The 12,854-nt window shown below is 59.2% G+C and carries 13 protein-coding genes and 1 pseudogene; 7 read left to right on the top strand and 7 right to left on the bottom strand.

All coding sequences use genetic code 11. From position 1 onward, the window contains the following. Positions 1–59: 59 nt before the first annotated feature. Entirely contained in the window at positions 60–1,787 is a 1,728-nt protein-coding gene (gene ggt, locus F2P67_RS10490) for a gamma-glutamyltransferase (RefSeq protein ID WP_166220053.1), read from the bottom strand. Positions 1,788–1,922: 135 nt separating this feature from the next. On the opposite strand from ggt, the gene F2P67_RS10485 reads away from it, so the two are divergent. After that, positions 1,923–2,438 carry a methylated-DNA--[protein]-cysteine S-methyltransferase gene (locus F2P67_RS10485; RefSeq protein ID WP_166220050.1) on the top strand — a complete coding sequence of 172 codons (516 nt, stop codon included), beginning with the start codon at positions 1,923–1,925 and terminating at the stop codon, positions 2,436–2,438. Here F2P67_RS10485 and F2P67_RS10480 read toward each other — a convergent pair. The 4 genes and pseudogenes from F2P67_RS10480 to F2P67_RS10465 all read right to left on the bottom strand — a co-directional run bounded on the left by F2P67_RS10480 (position 2,435) and on the right by F2P67_RS10465 (position 5,509). Then, on the bottom strand, positions 2,435–3,025 hold the full coding sequence (locus tag F2P67_RS10480; RefSeq protein ID WP_166220048.1) for an NUDIX domain-containing protein: 591 nt from the start codon (positions 3,023–3,025) through the stop codon (positions 2,435–2,437). The genes F2P67_RS10485 and F2P67_RS10480 overlap by 4 nt on opposite strands. A gap of 119 nt (positions 3,026–3,144) precedes the next feature. Further along, positions 3,145–4,170 (bottom strand): annotated as a pseudogene (locus F2P67_RS10475) (chitinase); the annotation flags it as partial. A 43-nt stretch (positions 4,171–4,213) separates the two neighbouring features. Continuing rightward, the gene (locus F2P67_RS10470; protein WP_166220044.1) at positions 4,214–4,849 is read right to left on the bottom strand and encodes a lytic polysaccharide monooxygenase auxiliary activity family 9 protein; all 636 of its coding nucleotides are present in this window, start codon (positions 4,847–4,849) and stop codon (positions 4,214–4,216) included. A 222-nt stretch (positions 4,850–5,071) separates the two neighbouring features. Further along, positions 5,072–5,509: a hemerythrin domain-containing protein gene (locus F2P67_RS10465; RefSeq protein ID WP_166220042.1), complete on the bottom strand. Its 438-nt coding sequence runs from the start codon at positions 5,507–5,509 to the stop codon at positions 5,072–5,074. 150 nt (positions 5,510–5,659) lie between these two features. On the opposite strand from F2P67_RS10465, the gene F2P67_RS10460 reads away from it, so the two are divergent. After that, entirely contained in the window at positions 5,660–6,097 is a 438-nt protein-coding gene (locus F2P67_RS10460; protein ID WP_166220040.1) for a GNAT family N-acetyltransferase, read from the top strand. 3 nt (positions 6,098–6,100) lie between these two features. Here F2P67_RS10460 and cobF read toward each other — a convergent pair whose 3' ends face one another. Further along, positions 6,101–6,856: a precorrin-6A synthase (deacetylating) gene (gene cobF / locus F2P67_RS10455; protein WP_166220038.1), complete on the bottom strand. Its 756-nt coding sequence runs from the start codon at positions 6,854–6,856 to the stop codon at positions 6,101–6,103. Continuing rightward, positions 6,853–7,425 (bottom strand): histidine phosphatase family protein, encoded by a 573-nt coding sequence (locus tag F2P67_RS10450; protein WP_166220213.1) that lies wholly within the window; start codon positions 7,423–7,425, stop codon positions 6,853–6,855. The genes cobF and F2P67_RS10450 overlap by 4 nt, the downstream gene beginning before the upstream one ends. A 321-nt stretch (positions 7,426–7,746) precedes the next feature. On the opposite strand from F2P67_RS10450, the gene F2P67_RS10445 reads away from it, so the two are divergent. From F2P67_RS10445 to F2P67_RS10425, 5 genes are all read left to right on the top strand, one after another. Beyond that, positions 7,747–8,601: a MurR/RpiR family transcriptional regulator gene (locus F2P67_RS10445; RefSeq protein ID WP_166220036.1), complete on the top strand. Its 855-nt coding sequence runs from the start codon at positions 7,747–7,749 to the stop codon at positions 8,599–8,601. A 2-nt stretch (positions 8,602–8,603) separates the two neighbouring features. After that, positions 8,604–9,248 (top strand): cysteine hydrolase family protein, encoded by a 645-nt coding sequence (locus F2P67_RS10440; protein WP_166220034.1) that lies wholly within the window; start codon positions 8,604–8,606, stop codon positions 9,246–9,248. Next, a complete protein-coding gene (locus F2P67_RS10435) occupies positions 9,245–10,576 on the top strand; it encodes a glutamine synthetase (RefSeq protein WP_166220032.1) in 1,332 nt (443 codons plus the stop codon). Before F2P67_RS10440 ends, F2P67_RS10435 begins: the two co-directional genes overlap by 4 nt. After that, on the top strand, positions 10,560–11,312 hold the full coding sequence (locus F2P67_RS10430) for an N-formylglutamate amidohydrolase (RefSeq protein ID WP_166220030.1): 753 nt from the start codon (positions 10,560–10,562) through the stop codon (positions 11,310–11,312). Before F2P67_RS10435 ends, F2P67_RS10430 begins: the two co-directional genes overlap by 17 nt. Positions 11,313–11,390: 78 nt before the next feature. Beyond that, positions 11,391–12,740 (top strand): APC family permease, encoded by a 1,350-nt coding sequence (locus tag F2P67_RS10425; protein ID WP_166220029.1) that lies wholly within the window; start codon positions 11,391–11,393, stop codon positions 12,738–12,740. Positions 12,741–12,854 lie beyond the last annotated feature (114 nt).

The raw sequence follows: 12,854 nt of genomic DNA, 5'->3' as shown, positions 1-12,854 counted from the left end.
CTTCCTTGATCAATACTTGAGACAGGGGCGGACGCTAGCCCGCCCCTTTTTTACGCTGCTCAGTAACCCAATGACAACCCGGTGTTGCGCCGTGGATCGTTGGCCCCGTAGAAGCGGTTTTTGCCGACCGGTTTCCCGCCCAGCGACGGTGCGCCAACCAGGATCGCGGCAATATGGTTAGGGTCCTGTGGCCCGGCGAACTTGTGGCCCCAGCTCTCGAGGATTTTCTTCGTGTCGGGACTGGCGGCGAAGTCTTCGAGGTTGGTTTCCTCCGGCATCCACTGTTGGTGGAAGCGCGGTGCGTCGACCGCTTCCTGCAAGCCCATGCCGTAGTCAATGACATTGAGCATGGTCAGCAAGGTTGCGGTGATGATTCGGCTGCCGCCCGGCGTGCCGACCACCATCACCACTTTGCCGTCCTTGGTGACAATGGTCGGGCTCATCGACGACAGCGGCGCCTTGCCCGGGGCGATGGCGTTGGCTTCGCCCTGCACCAGACCGTACATGTTCGGCACGCCGACCTTGGAGGTGAAGTCGTCCATTTCATCGTTGAGAATCACCCCGGTCTTGCTCGCCATCACACCCGCGCCGAACCAGTCATTGAGGGTGTAGGTGACCGAGACCGCGTTGCCCCACTTGTCGACGATCGAATAGTGCGTGGTGTTGCTACCTTCATGGGGCGCCACGCCGGGTTTCAACTCGGCAGACACACCGGCCTTCTGCGGCTGGATGGCATTACGCAGTTTGGTCGCGTAGTCCTTGTCCAGCAGGTGCTCAATGGGGTTTTTGACGAAATCCGGATCGCCGAGATAGCTGTTTCGATCCACGTAGGCGTGGCGCATCGCTTCGATCTGGTAGTGCATGCCCTGAGCCGAATGGAAGCCCAGATCCTTCATCGGATAGCCTTCGAGGATGTTCATGATCTGGCAGATCACCACCCCGCCCGAGCTTGGCGGTGGCGCCGAGACCACGTGGTAGCCACGATAGTCGCACTCCACCGGGGCCAGTTCGCGAGTCTTGTATTTGTCGAGATCGGCTTGGGTAATGATGCCCTTGTTGGCCTGACTGGAGGTGACAATGGCGTCGGCGACCCAACCTTTATAGAAGCCGTCGGCACCTTTCTCGGAAATGGTTCGCAGGGTTTTGCCCAGGTCTTTCTGCACCAGTTTCTGCCCGACCTGCATCGGTTCGCCGTTGTGGAGGAAGATCGAGCCGGAATCCTTGATGTCCTTCTTGAACACGTCGGTGGCGTATTCCAGCAGTTCGACATCGCCCTGCTGTAGTTCAAAACCGTCTTCCGCCAGTTTGATCGCCGGAGCGATCATGTCCTTGCGCGGTTTGGTGCCGTACTTGCTCAGCGCCAGCTCCATGCCGGACACGGTGCCCGGAACGCCAACCGCGAGGTGCCCGCGCGTACTCAGGTCGGGAATGACATTGCCTTCCTTGTCGAGGTACATGTTGGCCGTTGCGGCCAGCGGCGCTTTTTCACGGAAGTCGAGGAACGTCTTACGCCCGTCGGCCAGTTGAATGGTCATGAAACCGCCACCGCCCAGGTTGCCCGCCGCGGGATAAACCACCGCCAGCGCGTAACCAACCGCGACCGCCGCATCCACCGCGTTGCCACCGTTTTTCAACACATCGACGCCCACGTGCGTGGCCAGATGCTGGGCGGTGACGACCATGCCGTTTTCGGCGGCAACCGGGGCCACCGAAGCCGCGTGAGCCATGAGACAGCTGAGTGCCAGTGAGGTCGCTATCAGCGATTTGGCCAAAGGTTCGTACTTCATGAGTCGGTCTCTTCTTTTTATAAGGTAGGAAAGCGCTTCAAGAGCATCAGCCAGTATGGTCGCGATTGCGGTTTGCGCCTCCCCGATCCGGCAGTATGCTGGCCGCTGTTGCCGACCCGATCCGGAGTTTTCCCCATGGCCTACACGTTCATCACCTTGCCCTCGCCCGTCGGCGAGTTGAAGCTGGTCGCGAACGTTTCACGACTCGTCGCCATCCTCTGGGAAAACGACAAACCGAACCGGGTGCGCCTCGGGCCCATGACCGAAGCACCGGACAACCCGGTGTTAATGAAAACCGCGCGACAACTGGAAGAATATTTTGCCGGAACGCGAAGTGCGTTCGATCTGGAGCTGGACTTCGCCGGCACCGAGTTCCAGAAAAAGGTCTGGACCGCATTGCTGACCATCCCGTTTGGCGAAACCCGCACCTACAGCCAGATTGCGCAGCAGATCGGTCACCCCAGCGCCGTACGTGCCGTCGGCGCGGCGAACGGAAGAAACCCGATTTCGATCATCGCGCCCTGTCACCGGGTGATCGGTGCCTCGGGAAAACTGACCGGGTTTGCCGGAGGCCTGGAGGCGAAAGAGCGGTTGCTGGCTCTGGAAGGTGGGCAGTGGTCAGGCATCGGCAAAACCGGTGATCTGTTTTAAGCGCCGAAGAAGTTATTCATCGCCGCATATTGCAACAGCATGATGGTCTTGGCATCGCAGATTTCACCTCGCTGGAACGCTGCCATTGCCTCGTCGAAAGGCCACTCCAGCACTTCAAGCTCTTCGGTTTCCTCCTCAAGGCCACCACCGTCGCTGACCTTCGAAGTCGCGTCGTACTCGGCGACAAAGAAGTGCAGTTTCTCGGTGACCGACCCCGGGCTCATGTACGCCTCGAAGACTTTTTTCACGTCATGTACGCGATAACCGGTTTCCTCCTCCGCCTCATCGCGGATGCGTTGCTCTGGCGCTGCACCTTCCAGCAACCCGGCGGCAACCTCGATCAGCAACCCGTCGTGACCGTTGACGAACACCGGCAGACGGAACTGGCGAGTCAATACTACTGTGCGTTTTTCGCGGTTGAACAACAGAATTGCCGCACCATTGCCACGGTCGTAAACCTCGCGGGTCTGGCGTTGCCATTCACCGTTGTTACGCAGGTAGTCGAAGGTGATTTTCTTCAGCAGATACCAGTCGTGGGACAACACTTGAGTGTCGACGATGTTGATCCGCTCAGCGGTGTTGGGCATGACGCTTGAACCTCATTGGAAATCGGAAAGCCCCATGTTAGGCGAAAAAAAGCCCGGCAGCGCTACCGGGCTTTTTCATGCGTTTACTGCTGACGGGCCATGTCGGCCATTGCGACATCAGGCTCCTGCGGAGCCGCCAAGCCATTGATCAACGCCCCATAACGCCGACTGAACTCCCAGTTGTAGGGCACACGATCCTTGCTGGTGCCGTTGTCCCAGTTTACCGACCAGGTCATCAGCCCCTTGATCGGGTGACCTTTGACCGCCAGGCGTTTCATTGCATTGCCGACCACGTTTTTGTCAATTACATAACCGGTGGCCGCCGCTTCGACGTTGGCTGGAAGGCCGATGACGAACTTGTCCGCAGGGATCTTCGTGAACCCGCGAGTACCGGTCACCAGACTTTCAGTCAGGTAATAGAGGAAGTCCTCTTTCAGCGTGTCATTGTTCTGCGCGATCCACGCACCGGCGCCATTGTTGGCCTCGGGCACCCAGACGCCGTCACCACCCTGGTTGTAGAACTGCGGCGCGATGAAGTCGTAGTAGCCTTCCAGTGCCTGCAGGTAACCAACGTATTTGCCGTTGGTGGTCAGGTAGGGAAACTCCGGGGCCATGCTGATGATGAAATGCTTGCCCTGGCCTGCGTAGTGATCCTTGACCAGTTTCAGTGCGGCCGGCAGGACGGTCTTGTTGGCAGCGAAATCAATCGCGCTCTGTTCAAGGTCGATATCCAGTCCATCGAAGCCGTAGGTTTCCACCAGCCGGATGATTTCATTGGCCAGCGCTTGTTCCTGACCGGCGCGCAACTCGATGTGCGCATCGGCGCCACCCAGGGAAATCAGCACCGCCCGCCCCTGACTGTTGAGCACGCCGACCTGACGACGGAACTCGGCGTCAGAGACGTTGTACGGTTTGAAGGTCGGAATCCCGCTGCCCTTCATGAAGGCCACCGCGACCACGTTGTAATCCTTGGGCACCTCTTCCAGCGAAAGGCTGGCAAAACGACCCTGACGATAACCGTCACTCGGTCCCGCCGGCCAGTTGTGCCAGAAGCCCATGAGGATCTTCTTGCCGGCGATACTCGGCATCAAAGATGCCGCATCGCTGACCGGGTTTTGCATCAATGAAAAGTCGATATTTGACATGTTCTAATCCTTCAGAACCTGTGGGTTTGACGACGTTGCGCCGTTATTTGAAGTCGACATCGAATGCCTGATAGAAGGCGTTGCCGGTATTGGCGACGATCCACATCAGCACAATGACGTGTTGCCCGTGCTTGTTGGCCGGCAATTTCACCGCGTGGTTGACCTTGGCTTTCAGCTCATTGGGATGGCTGTAGTAAGGCACCTGCGTGTAGAAATCCTCGGAAAACGGCACAGCCTCCAGTTGCGCGCGGCTGATGCGTTGTTTCGGGTCCCAGCCATCCTTGGTGATCAGCCAGCGGTAACCGCGGGTGGTGTGTGGCGCGGTGTATTCCCATTTAATTTCCAGGGTCTGCCCCGGGGTGACGTTGAGCAACGGCCAGCTGAACGGGCGGCCGAGTTTTTTGCTCATTTCATCGTTGGTGAAGTTCACACAGTCACGGGCATCCGTCTTGCCGCCGCTGAGGATGAATCCGTCGGCCGGTGGCGTGACGCTGTCAGAGTCAGTGCCATAAGGCGCAGGGAAAGGCCCGGCAGTCAGCGCCGGGAAGTTCTTGCCCCCTTCCATTTCATTGACCTGCCAGGCACCGAGCAATCCTTGCTCGATGGCCACTGCACCGCGGCTGGCCGGGGAGACAACGCGACCGTGTCGCAGTTGGGTTTGAGCTTGTGGTTGATTCATGTTTTTCACTCCGTTGATTTAAGAACTCTCCTGTCCGAGGAGAGGCCTTCAAGCTAACGGAGCGCGATTTTTTGTCCATCGGCGCTTTTGTCGCAGCTTTCACGGCAGTGATCGGCAAAACAGCGAAAATACTGGATATAAACACAGTGCATTGTGATGAGTCGTACCTGACGTGTAGCCAAATTCGTACACGTCAATGTTACGAACACCTGCATTCAGGCATCAGGGCAACTGTGCCTTGAACTCCTTTTCATACTCCCCGGCGAGCTGCTCTTTCTGCTTTTCATTGAGCAATTTGCCGGCCATCTGGAAGAACTTCTGTTCTTCCTCCTTGAGGTGGTGATGCACCTTTTCCGAGAGTTTTTTCGCGGTCGCCAGCCACGCCGGACTGGACATCTCGGTCTCGTCCAGTTCCTCCATCATCTCGTCCATTTCATGGTGCTCGGAGATCGCGTGCCGGCTCAGGTCGACGCCGTTGTCGAACTCCATCAGCGGAATATAGAAGTGCCGTTCTTCGGCGGTTTCATGGGCCTGCAGTTCGGCTTTCAGCTGTTTATAGGCCTCAACCCGTTCCGGCGTGTCACCGCTGGTTTCGATCAGGCTTTTGGCATAGCTACGCTGACGGTCGTGGCTTTCGCGAAGGGCTTCGAAAATGTTCATGGGCTGTCCTCATCAACCACGCTCTGAAATGGCGCTGTAAAGGCTAGACCGTGGCGAGGGAGCGGCAGTTCCAACGGCTTTTCGGGTGAGGGTTGGAACAAAGGTGCCAGCGCGATAGGCTGTCCGTTCATTGCCAACAAGGAGGTCAACATGGCCCTGCGCATCGAGCTGTCGCCAAACCCCACGGAAGAACAACGCATGGCCATTGTGGCGCCGCTGCGGGCCTACAACAGAGCCCACGGTGGACCCTCGTCTATGGAGCCATTCGCCCTGCTGATTCAAGACGACGAGGACGCGATCCTCGGCGGCCTGTATGGCCACACGTTTTACCGCTGGATGTTCGTTGATTTGCTGGCGGTACCGGAACAGGGTCGTGGTCAAGGCATCGGCCGGGATTTGATGGAGAAGGCCGAGGCGATGGCCCGGGAAAAGGATTGCGTCGGCATCTGGCTCGACACGTTTTCCTTCCAGGCGCCGGAGTTCTACAAAAAACTCGGTTTCACCGAGTGCGGAATGATTGAGGATTATCCGCTGGGCCACAAACGGCATTTCTTCCAGAAACGCCTGCTGGAATGCCTGACAGATTGATCCTCAGGGTTTGCGCAATAGATAAGTGTCCATGATCCAGCCGTGCTCACGCCGGGCAGCTTTGCGCACGCGTTCAATCTCATCGGCCACGTCCTTGAGTTTGCCGCTGAGCAGTATCTCGTCCGGCGTGCCGAGGTACGCCCCCCAGTAAATCCGTGTCTCCGGATCTGCCACATGGTGGTAGGAATCTTCGGCATCGAGCATCACCACCAGGCTGTCGGTATCGCTGACCTGTCCCGCCGCCAGCCGTCGACCCGTGGTGATTTCGATTGACCGGCCGATGGTGTTCAACGGCACCTTATGTTGCGCCGCCAGGGCTTGAACACTGGTAATGCCGGGGATCACTTCAAACTCGAAAGCACACAGCCCTGCCGCCAGAATCTCCTGCAAAATACGCACGGTGCTGTCGTACAACGCCGGATCGCCCCAGACCAGAAAACCGCCGCATTGCCCGTCAGCCAATTCGTCATTGATCAGCCTGACGAAGGTCTGCTTCTTGGCGCGGTTCAGATCACCGACGCTGGCGAGGTAATCCACATCGCCCCGATCGCGCTCCGGGCTGTGAGCTTCGGCAAAACGATACGAAGGATCGGTGATGTAGCGTTCGCAGATTTCCCGGCGCAGATCGATCAGTTTGTCCTTGCTCTGGCCCTTATCCATCAGGAAGAACACATCGACCTGATTCAGCGCCTTGACCGCTTGCATCGTGATGTAGTCCGGGTTGCCGGCGCCAATGCCGATGACCAGCAATCGTTTCATCTAAGAACTCCTTGAGGATCGATGCCGGGCAAGCGCAGCCGCCAGACACCGTTGAAGCATAATTCGAGCGTCGCCAGCGGCTCGATGTCGATGACATTGAAACCGGCGCCTTGCACCACATGCATCAGCGCGGCGCGGATGACAAACGGATGGGTGACGGCCACAACATGCCCCGGCGTAGCTTGTAAACCGTAGAGCCATGCCGCGACTCGAGCAGTTAATTGACTGACTGATTCGCCACCGTGCGGGGCAGCTTGCGGATCCTTCAACCAGGCTTGCAGGGCTTCGGCATCCGTTTGTTGCAGCGCCTTGATCGACTTTCCGTGCCACTGCCCCCAGTCACAATCGCGCAATGCCAAATCAACCTGTGCATCGGTCCCCAACCACTCGGCCGTCTGCCGTGTGCGCAATTCGGGGCCGCAAAGCAGACGGCGTTCGGCGTTGAATCGAACAATCGGTCTGTCAGACGCCAAACTGCTCTCTTCAACAGGCTCATCTGTAGGAAAGCACGCCAATTTTTGTGCGACGGTTCGAGCATGGCAAAACAATGTCAATCGGGTGGTTTGCACAGGCATTCACTTTTTCTAATCGGATTTAACGGGGCATGGGTTTCCAGTCATTGTGCCGTAAAACGGGCGTTTCAAGGCAGCAGCGAGCACTACCCCGCACTGCCGAATGTAGGACAAAACGGCGATATCTGACACGCTTGCAGGCAATGGACTACAAGCTCACTCGCCGCGCGTATAGCCCTTGTTACACGGGTGTTCTGCGCCATTTTGGGGCTTTCCCGGCACTCACAAAAATTCACTAGACATGTAGCGTCAGTTACATAAATACTGTTTTAACGGATTGTGAAGCGAATTCGACACCCCCATCCAGCAGGAGCCCGGATGCCCCCTCTCAGAGACCTGATCACCGATCCCGGCCTGGATCTTACGCCGTCGGAGCGCAAAGTCGTTCGCGCCTTGCTTGATCAGTACCCGCGTAACGGGCTGGGACCGATGGCGCGTCTGGCCGAACATGCTGGGGTCAGCGACCCGACCATCGTGCGGCTGGTGAAGAAACTCGGATTCGGCGGCTATGCCGAATTCCAGGACGCCCTCCTCAGTGACATGGATCATCGCCTGCGCTCGCCGCGCACGCTGTTACAACCCCGCGCACAACAAAACAAGGACGACGCCTGGAGCCATTATCTGGGCGACAGCCATCGCCTGCTGGTCGAAACCCAATCACTGACGCAACCGGAAGACGTGCGCATCCTCGCGGACTGGCTGCTGGATGGACGCCATCAGGTGTATTGCTTCGGCGGCCGGTTCAGCAGTCTGCTGTCGACCTACTTGCTCAATCACCTGCGCCTGTTGCGCCCCGGTTGCTTTGCCCTGGAAGACAACGCGCAGTTGCCGGATCGCCTGTTCGACCTGCAACGTCAGGATGTGGTGCTGGTGTTTGATTACCGGCGCTACCAGACCCAGGCCCTGCGCGTCGCCACGGCAGCGAAGAACCACAATGCGCGGGTGGTGCTGTTTACCGACATCTATGCCTCGCCGCTGCGTGAGCTGGCCGACGTGATCATCAGCTCACCGGTGGAATCAGCCTCGCCCTTCGACACCATGGTGCCGGCGCTCGCGCAAGTCGAAGCGCTGATCGCCTGCCTGACCCTGCGCACTGAAGATCTGGCCGATCGCCTGGAAGGCATCGACGCCCTGCGCAACGAGTTCAATACTCATCTACTGGAGGAAAAATAAGGATGTTCAGCCTTCCCCACCGCTCACCACGGGATTTGCCGTTTGTCACCGATCACACCGCATTGTTGCTGGTGGACATGCAGTGCGCCTGGCTCGACCCGCAGTTCGACCCGCACCTCACAGGCCCGGACGCCACCTACTTTCTGAATCGCGTGCGCTCGCAGGTGGTGCCCAACCAGCAGCGGTTGCTCAGTGCCTTTCGCGAAGCACGGCAGAACGTGCTGCACACCCACATCGAAAGCCTGACCGCCGACGGTCGCGACCGTTCGCTGGATCACAAGCTGTCGGACATGCACCTGCCCAAAGGCAGTCCGCAGGCGCAAATCATTCCTGAGCTGACCCCGACCGAGAACGAAATCGTTTTGCCGAAGACCTCGTCCGGGGTCTTCAACTCAACCAACATCGACTACGTGCTGCGCAATCTGCAAACCCGTCACCTGATCATCGCCGGCATCGTCACCGACCAGTGCGTTGACATGGCCGTACGCGATGCCGCCGACCGCGGCTATCTGGTGACACTGGTGGAAGACGCCTGCGCCACCCACACCGCCGAACGTCATCAAGCCTGCCTCAATGCGATCAAGGGTTACTGCTGGATCACCGACACCGACACCGTGCTCGGCCGCTTGCAGGAGATGCAGCCATGAGCGCACGCCTGACGCCGCTGCCGATGACCACCGTGGTCACTACCGACCTGACCGGCATCACCCGGGGCCGTTCGTTTCCCACCGATGAACTCGAGCATTATCAGGCTGCCGGCATCGGCTGGGTGCCGGCCAACAGCGCCCTGACCCCACAAGACTCCATCGCCTCGACCAGCCCGTGGGGCGCCTATGGTGACTTGCGTCTGATCCCCGATCTGAGCAGCCGCGTCACCGTCGCCAACGGCCCGGACGCCGATGCGCCGCCGCTGGATTTCATCCACGGCGACTTGCGCGAAACCGATGGTCGCCCGTTCGGCGCCTGCCCCCGCACGCTGCTGCGCGATGAAGTCGAACGTTATCGAGATGAATTGGGGCTGCAGGTCAACGCGGCGTTCGAACACGAATTCAATCTGCACGCCGACGCCGCCGAACCGCCGGCGTTCTCCCTCGAAGCCCAGCGTCAGGGTGCAGGTTTCGGTGGCTGGCTGCTCAGCGCCTTGCGCGCCGGCGGCGTCGAACCGGAAATGTTCCTGCCCGAATACGGCAAGCATCAATACGAAATCACCTGTCGCCCGGCCTTGGGTGTCGCGGCGGCGGATCGTGCGGTCAACGTGCGCGAGATCGCCCGTGAAATCGCCCGGCAAATGGGCCTGGATCTAAGCTTTTCGCCAAAATCCGCTGCCGACGCGATGTGCAACGGCGTCCACCTGCACGTCAGCCTGCTCGACCTTGCCGGCCAGCCGATGCTCTACGACGCCGGCACCAGCAACGGTTTGTCCAGCCTTGGCCAGCATTGGGCCGCCGGCATCCTGCATAACTTGCCGGCACTGTGCGCGATCACCGCGCCGACACCGTTGTCGTACGAGCGCCTGCAGCCACACCACTGGAGCGCGTCCTACGCGTGTCTGGGGCAGCAGAACCGTGAAGCGGCGCTGCGAATCTGCCCGACCGTGACGCTGGGCAGCAAACCCGTGGCCGCACAGTACAACCTGGAATTCCGCGCCATGGACGCCACCGCTTCGCCGCATCTGGCAATGGCGGCACTGCTGATTGCCGGACGTCTGGGCATCGAGCAGCGTCTGGCGCTGAACGCCATCACCAATGAAATTCCCGATTCACTTAACGACGAGCAACGCAAGGCACGGGGCATCGTTGCCCTGCCCGGCTCACTGGCACAGGCACTGGATTGCCTGCGTGACAGTGGCGCCCTCAACGAATGGCTGCCCAAGCCGTTGCTCGACAGTTATTTCGCCCTTAAAACCGAGGAACTGGCGCTGACGGAACAGCACTCGATCGCTGACCTGTGTGAGCACTATGCACGCGTGTACTGAATCTGCCGAGCTTGGGTTGTACACCCGACCGGTCTACAACTTGAGTCGCGAAGATTCGAACCATCCGTTGATCCTGGTGTGCGAACACGCCAGCCGCTACATCCCAGAGGCCCTGAACAATCTGGGCCTGGACGATGTCGCGGCCGGCGAGCACATCGCCTGGGACATCGGTGCGCTGGAACTGGCCGAGCAATTGTCGCAAACACTGGGCGCCACACTATTGAGCGCCAACTATTCGCGACTGCTGATCGACCTCAATCGACCACGCCATGCGCCGGACAGCATCCCGGCGCAGAGCGAGATTTATCAAGTGCCGGGCAATCGCGAGCTGGACGAAGCCACCCGTGAGTACCGGCGCCAGACACTGTTCAAACCGTTTCATGCGCGCTTGCAGACGTTGATCGACGAACGCATCGCCAAGGGCCAGCCGGTACGGGTGGTCGGGATTCACAGTTTTACCCCGGTGTATTACGGCCAGCCGCGTGCGGTGGAAGTCGGCGTGTTGTTCGGTCAGGCCAAAGCTTACGCGCAACGACTGCTCGCAGGCCTGGAGCAACATCCACTGAAAGTGGCGGGCAACCAGCCCTACAAGATTGACCCGCTGGGCGACATGACCGTGCCGGTGCACGGCGATGCCCGCGGCCTGGACTCGGTGCTGATCGAGGTGCGAAACGACCTGCTGCGCAGCCCCGAAGCCGTAACGCGCTGGGCCGGATACCTCGCGCCATTGCTGTAAGAACGACTGCTGATGCTGTAAACGACGGACCGATATAACAACTAAAACGACTGATTGGCTGACAAGGAGTTGCGCTTCATGGAAATAGAAGAATTCGGCTACAAGCAGGAGCTTAAACGCAGCCTGACGCTGACCGATCTGGTGATCTACGGGATGATTTTCATGATCCCCATCGCCCCGTTCGGCGTGTATGGCTACGTCAACGCCGAAGCACCGGGGATGGTGCCGCTGGCCTACATCATCGGCATGGTGGCGATGGTCTTTACGGCCCTGAGTTACGGCAGCATGGCCCGCGCCTTTCCGGTGGCCGGCTCGGTGTATTCCTACGCGCAACGCGGCCTCAATCAACACGTCGGTTTCATCGCCGGCTGGCTGATGCTGCTCGACTATCTGCTGATTCCGCCGCTGCTCTACGTGTACGCGGCCATGGCGCTGAACCATTTGTACCCGGACATTCCAAAGGTCGGCTTCATTCTGGCCTTCCTGGTCAGTGCGACCTTCGTCAACCTGCGCGGCATCACCTTCACCGCACGGATGAACATCATCTTCCTGCTGGCACAGCTGGTGGTACTGGGTATCTTCCTGTTCTACGCCTGGAACGCCCTGCACAACGGTGCAGGTAACGGCGGCCTGACGCTGGCGCCGCTTTATCACCCGGAAACCTTTAACTTCGCCCTGCTGATGCAAGCGGTGTCGATCGCAGTGCTGTCGTTCCTCGGTTTCGATGCAATTTCCACCCTCGCCGAAGAGATCAAGGGCGACCCGGGCCGCAGCGTCGGCAAGGCAGCGTTGATTACGCTGGTGGTGATGGGCGCGATCTTCGTTGTGCAAACCTGGATTGCCACCGATCTGGCGGCAGGCCTGGGCTTCAAATCGGCCGACACCGCGTTTTACGAAATTGCCGAACTCGCGGCCGGCAGCTGGCTCGCCACCCTGACCGCAATCACCACCGCATTGTCCTGGGGCATCGCCGTGGCCGTGACTTCGCAATCGGCGGTGTCGCGCCTGCTGTTCGGCATGGCCCGCGACGGCAAATTGCCGAAAATCCTCGCCAGGGTGCACCCGAAACACAACACGCCGTACATGAGCATTTATCTGGTGGCGGTGCTGTCGCTGGTGATCTGCTACCTGTTCATCAACTCGGTCGACACCTTGACCTCGCTGGTCAACTTCGGCGCCCTCAGTGGGTTCATGCTGCTGCACCTGACAGTGATCAACTACTACTGGCGTCGGCAGAAGTCCGGTCAGGTGGTGCGCCATCTGATCTGCCCGGTGATCGGCTTCATCATCGTCGCGGCCATCATGTACAACATGGGCGTTGCTGCTCAGAAGCTCGGCCTGATCTGGATCGGTCTGGGCGTGGTCTATCTGTTGTGCCTCAACAAGCTCGGCAGCCGTGCCGCGTTGCCCGACCCGAGCAACGGCTGACAAGAAAAAGAGCGGCGTCTGACAACAAATCAGGCGACCGCCGATTTAACGCGTGGAAACCGACAGTGATAGTCAGGTTCGGCAAATGCGCCGAACCCTTTGATACAGGAGTGC

It is taken from the genome of Pseudomonas atagonensis (assembly GCF_011369485.1).
GTDB lineage: Bacteria > Pseudomonadota > Gammaproteobacteria > Pseudomonadales > Pseudomonadaceae > Aquipseudomonas > Aquipseudomonas atagonensis.
This window is presented reverse-complemented; position numbering and strand designations above follow the sequence as displayed.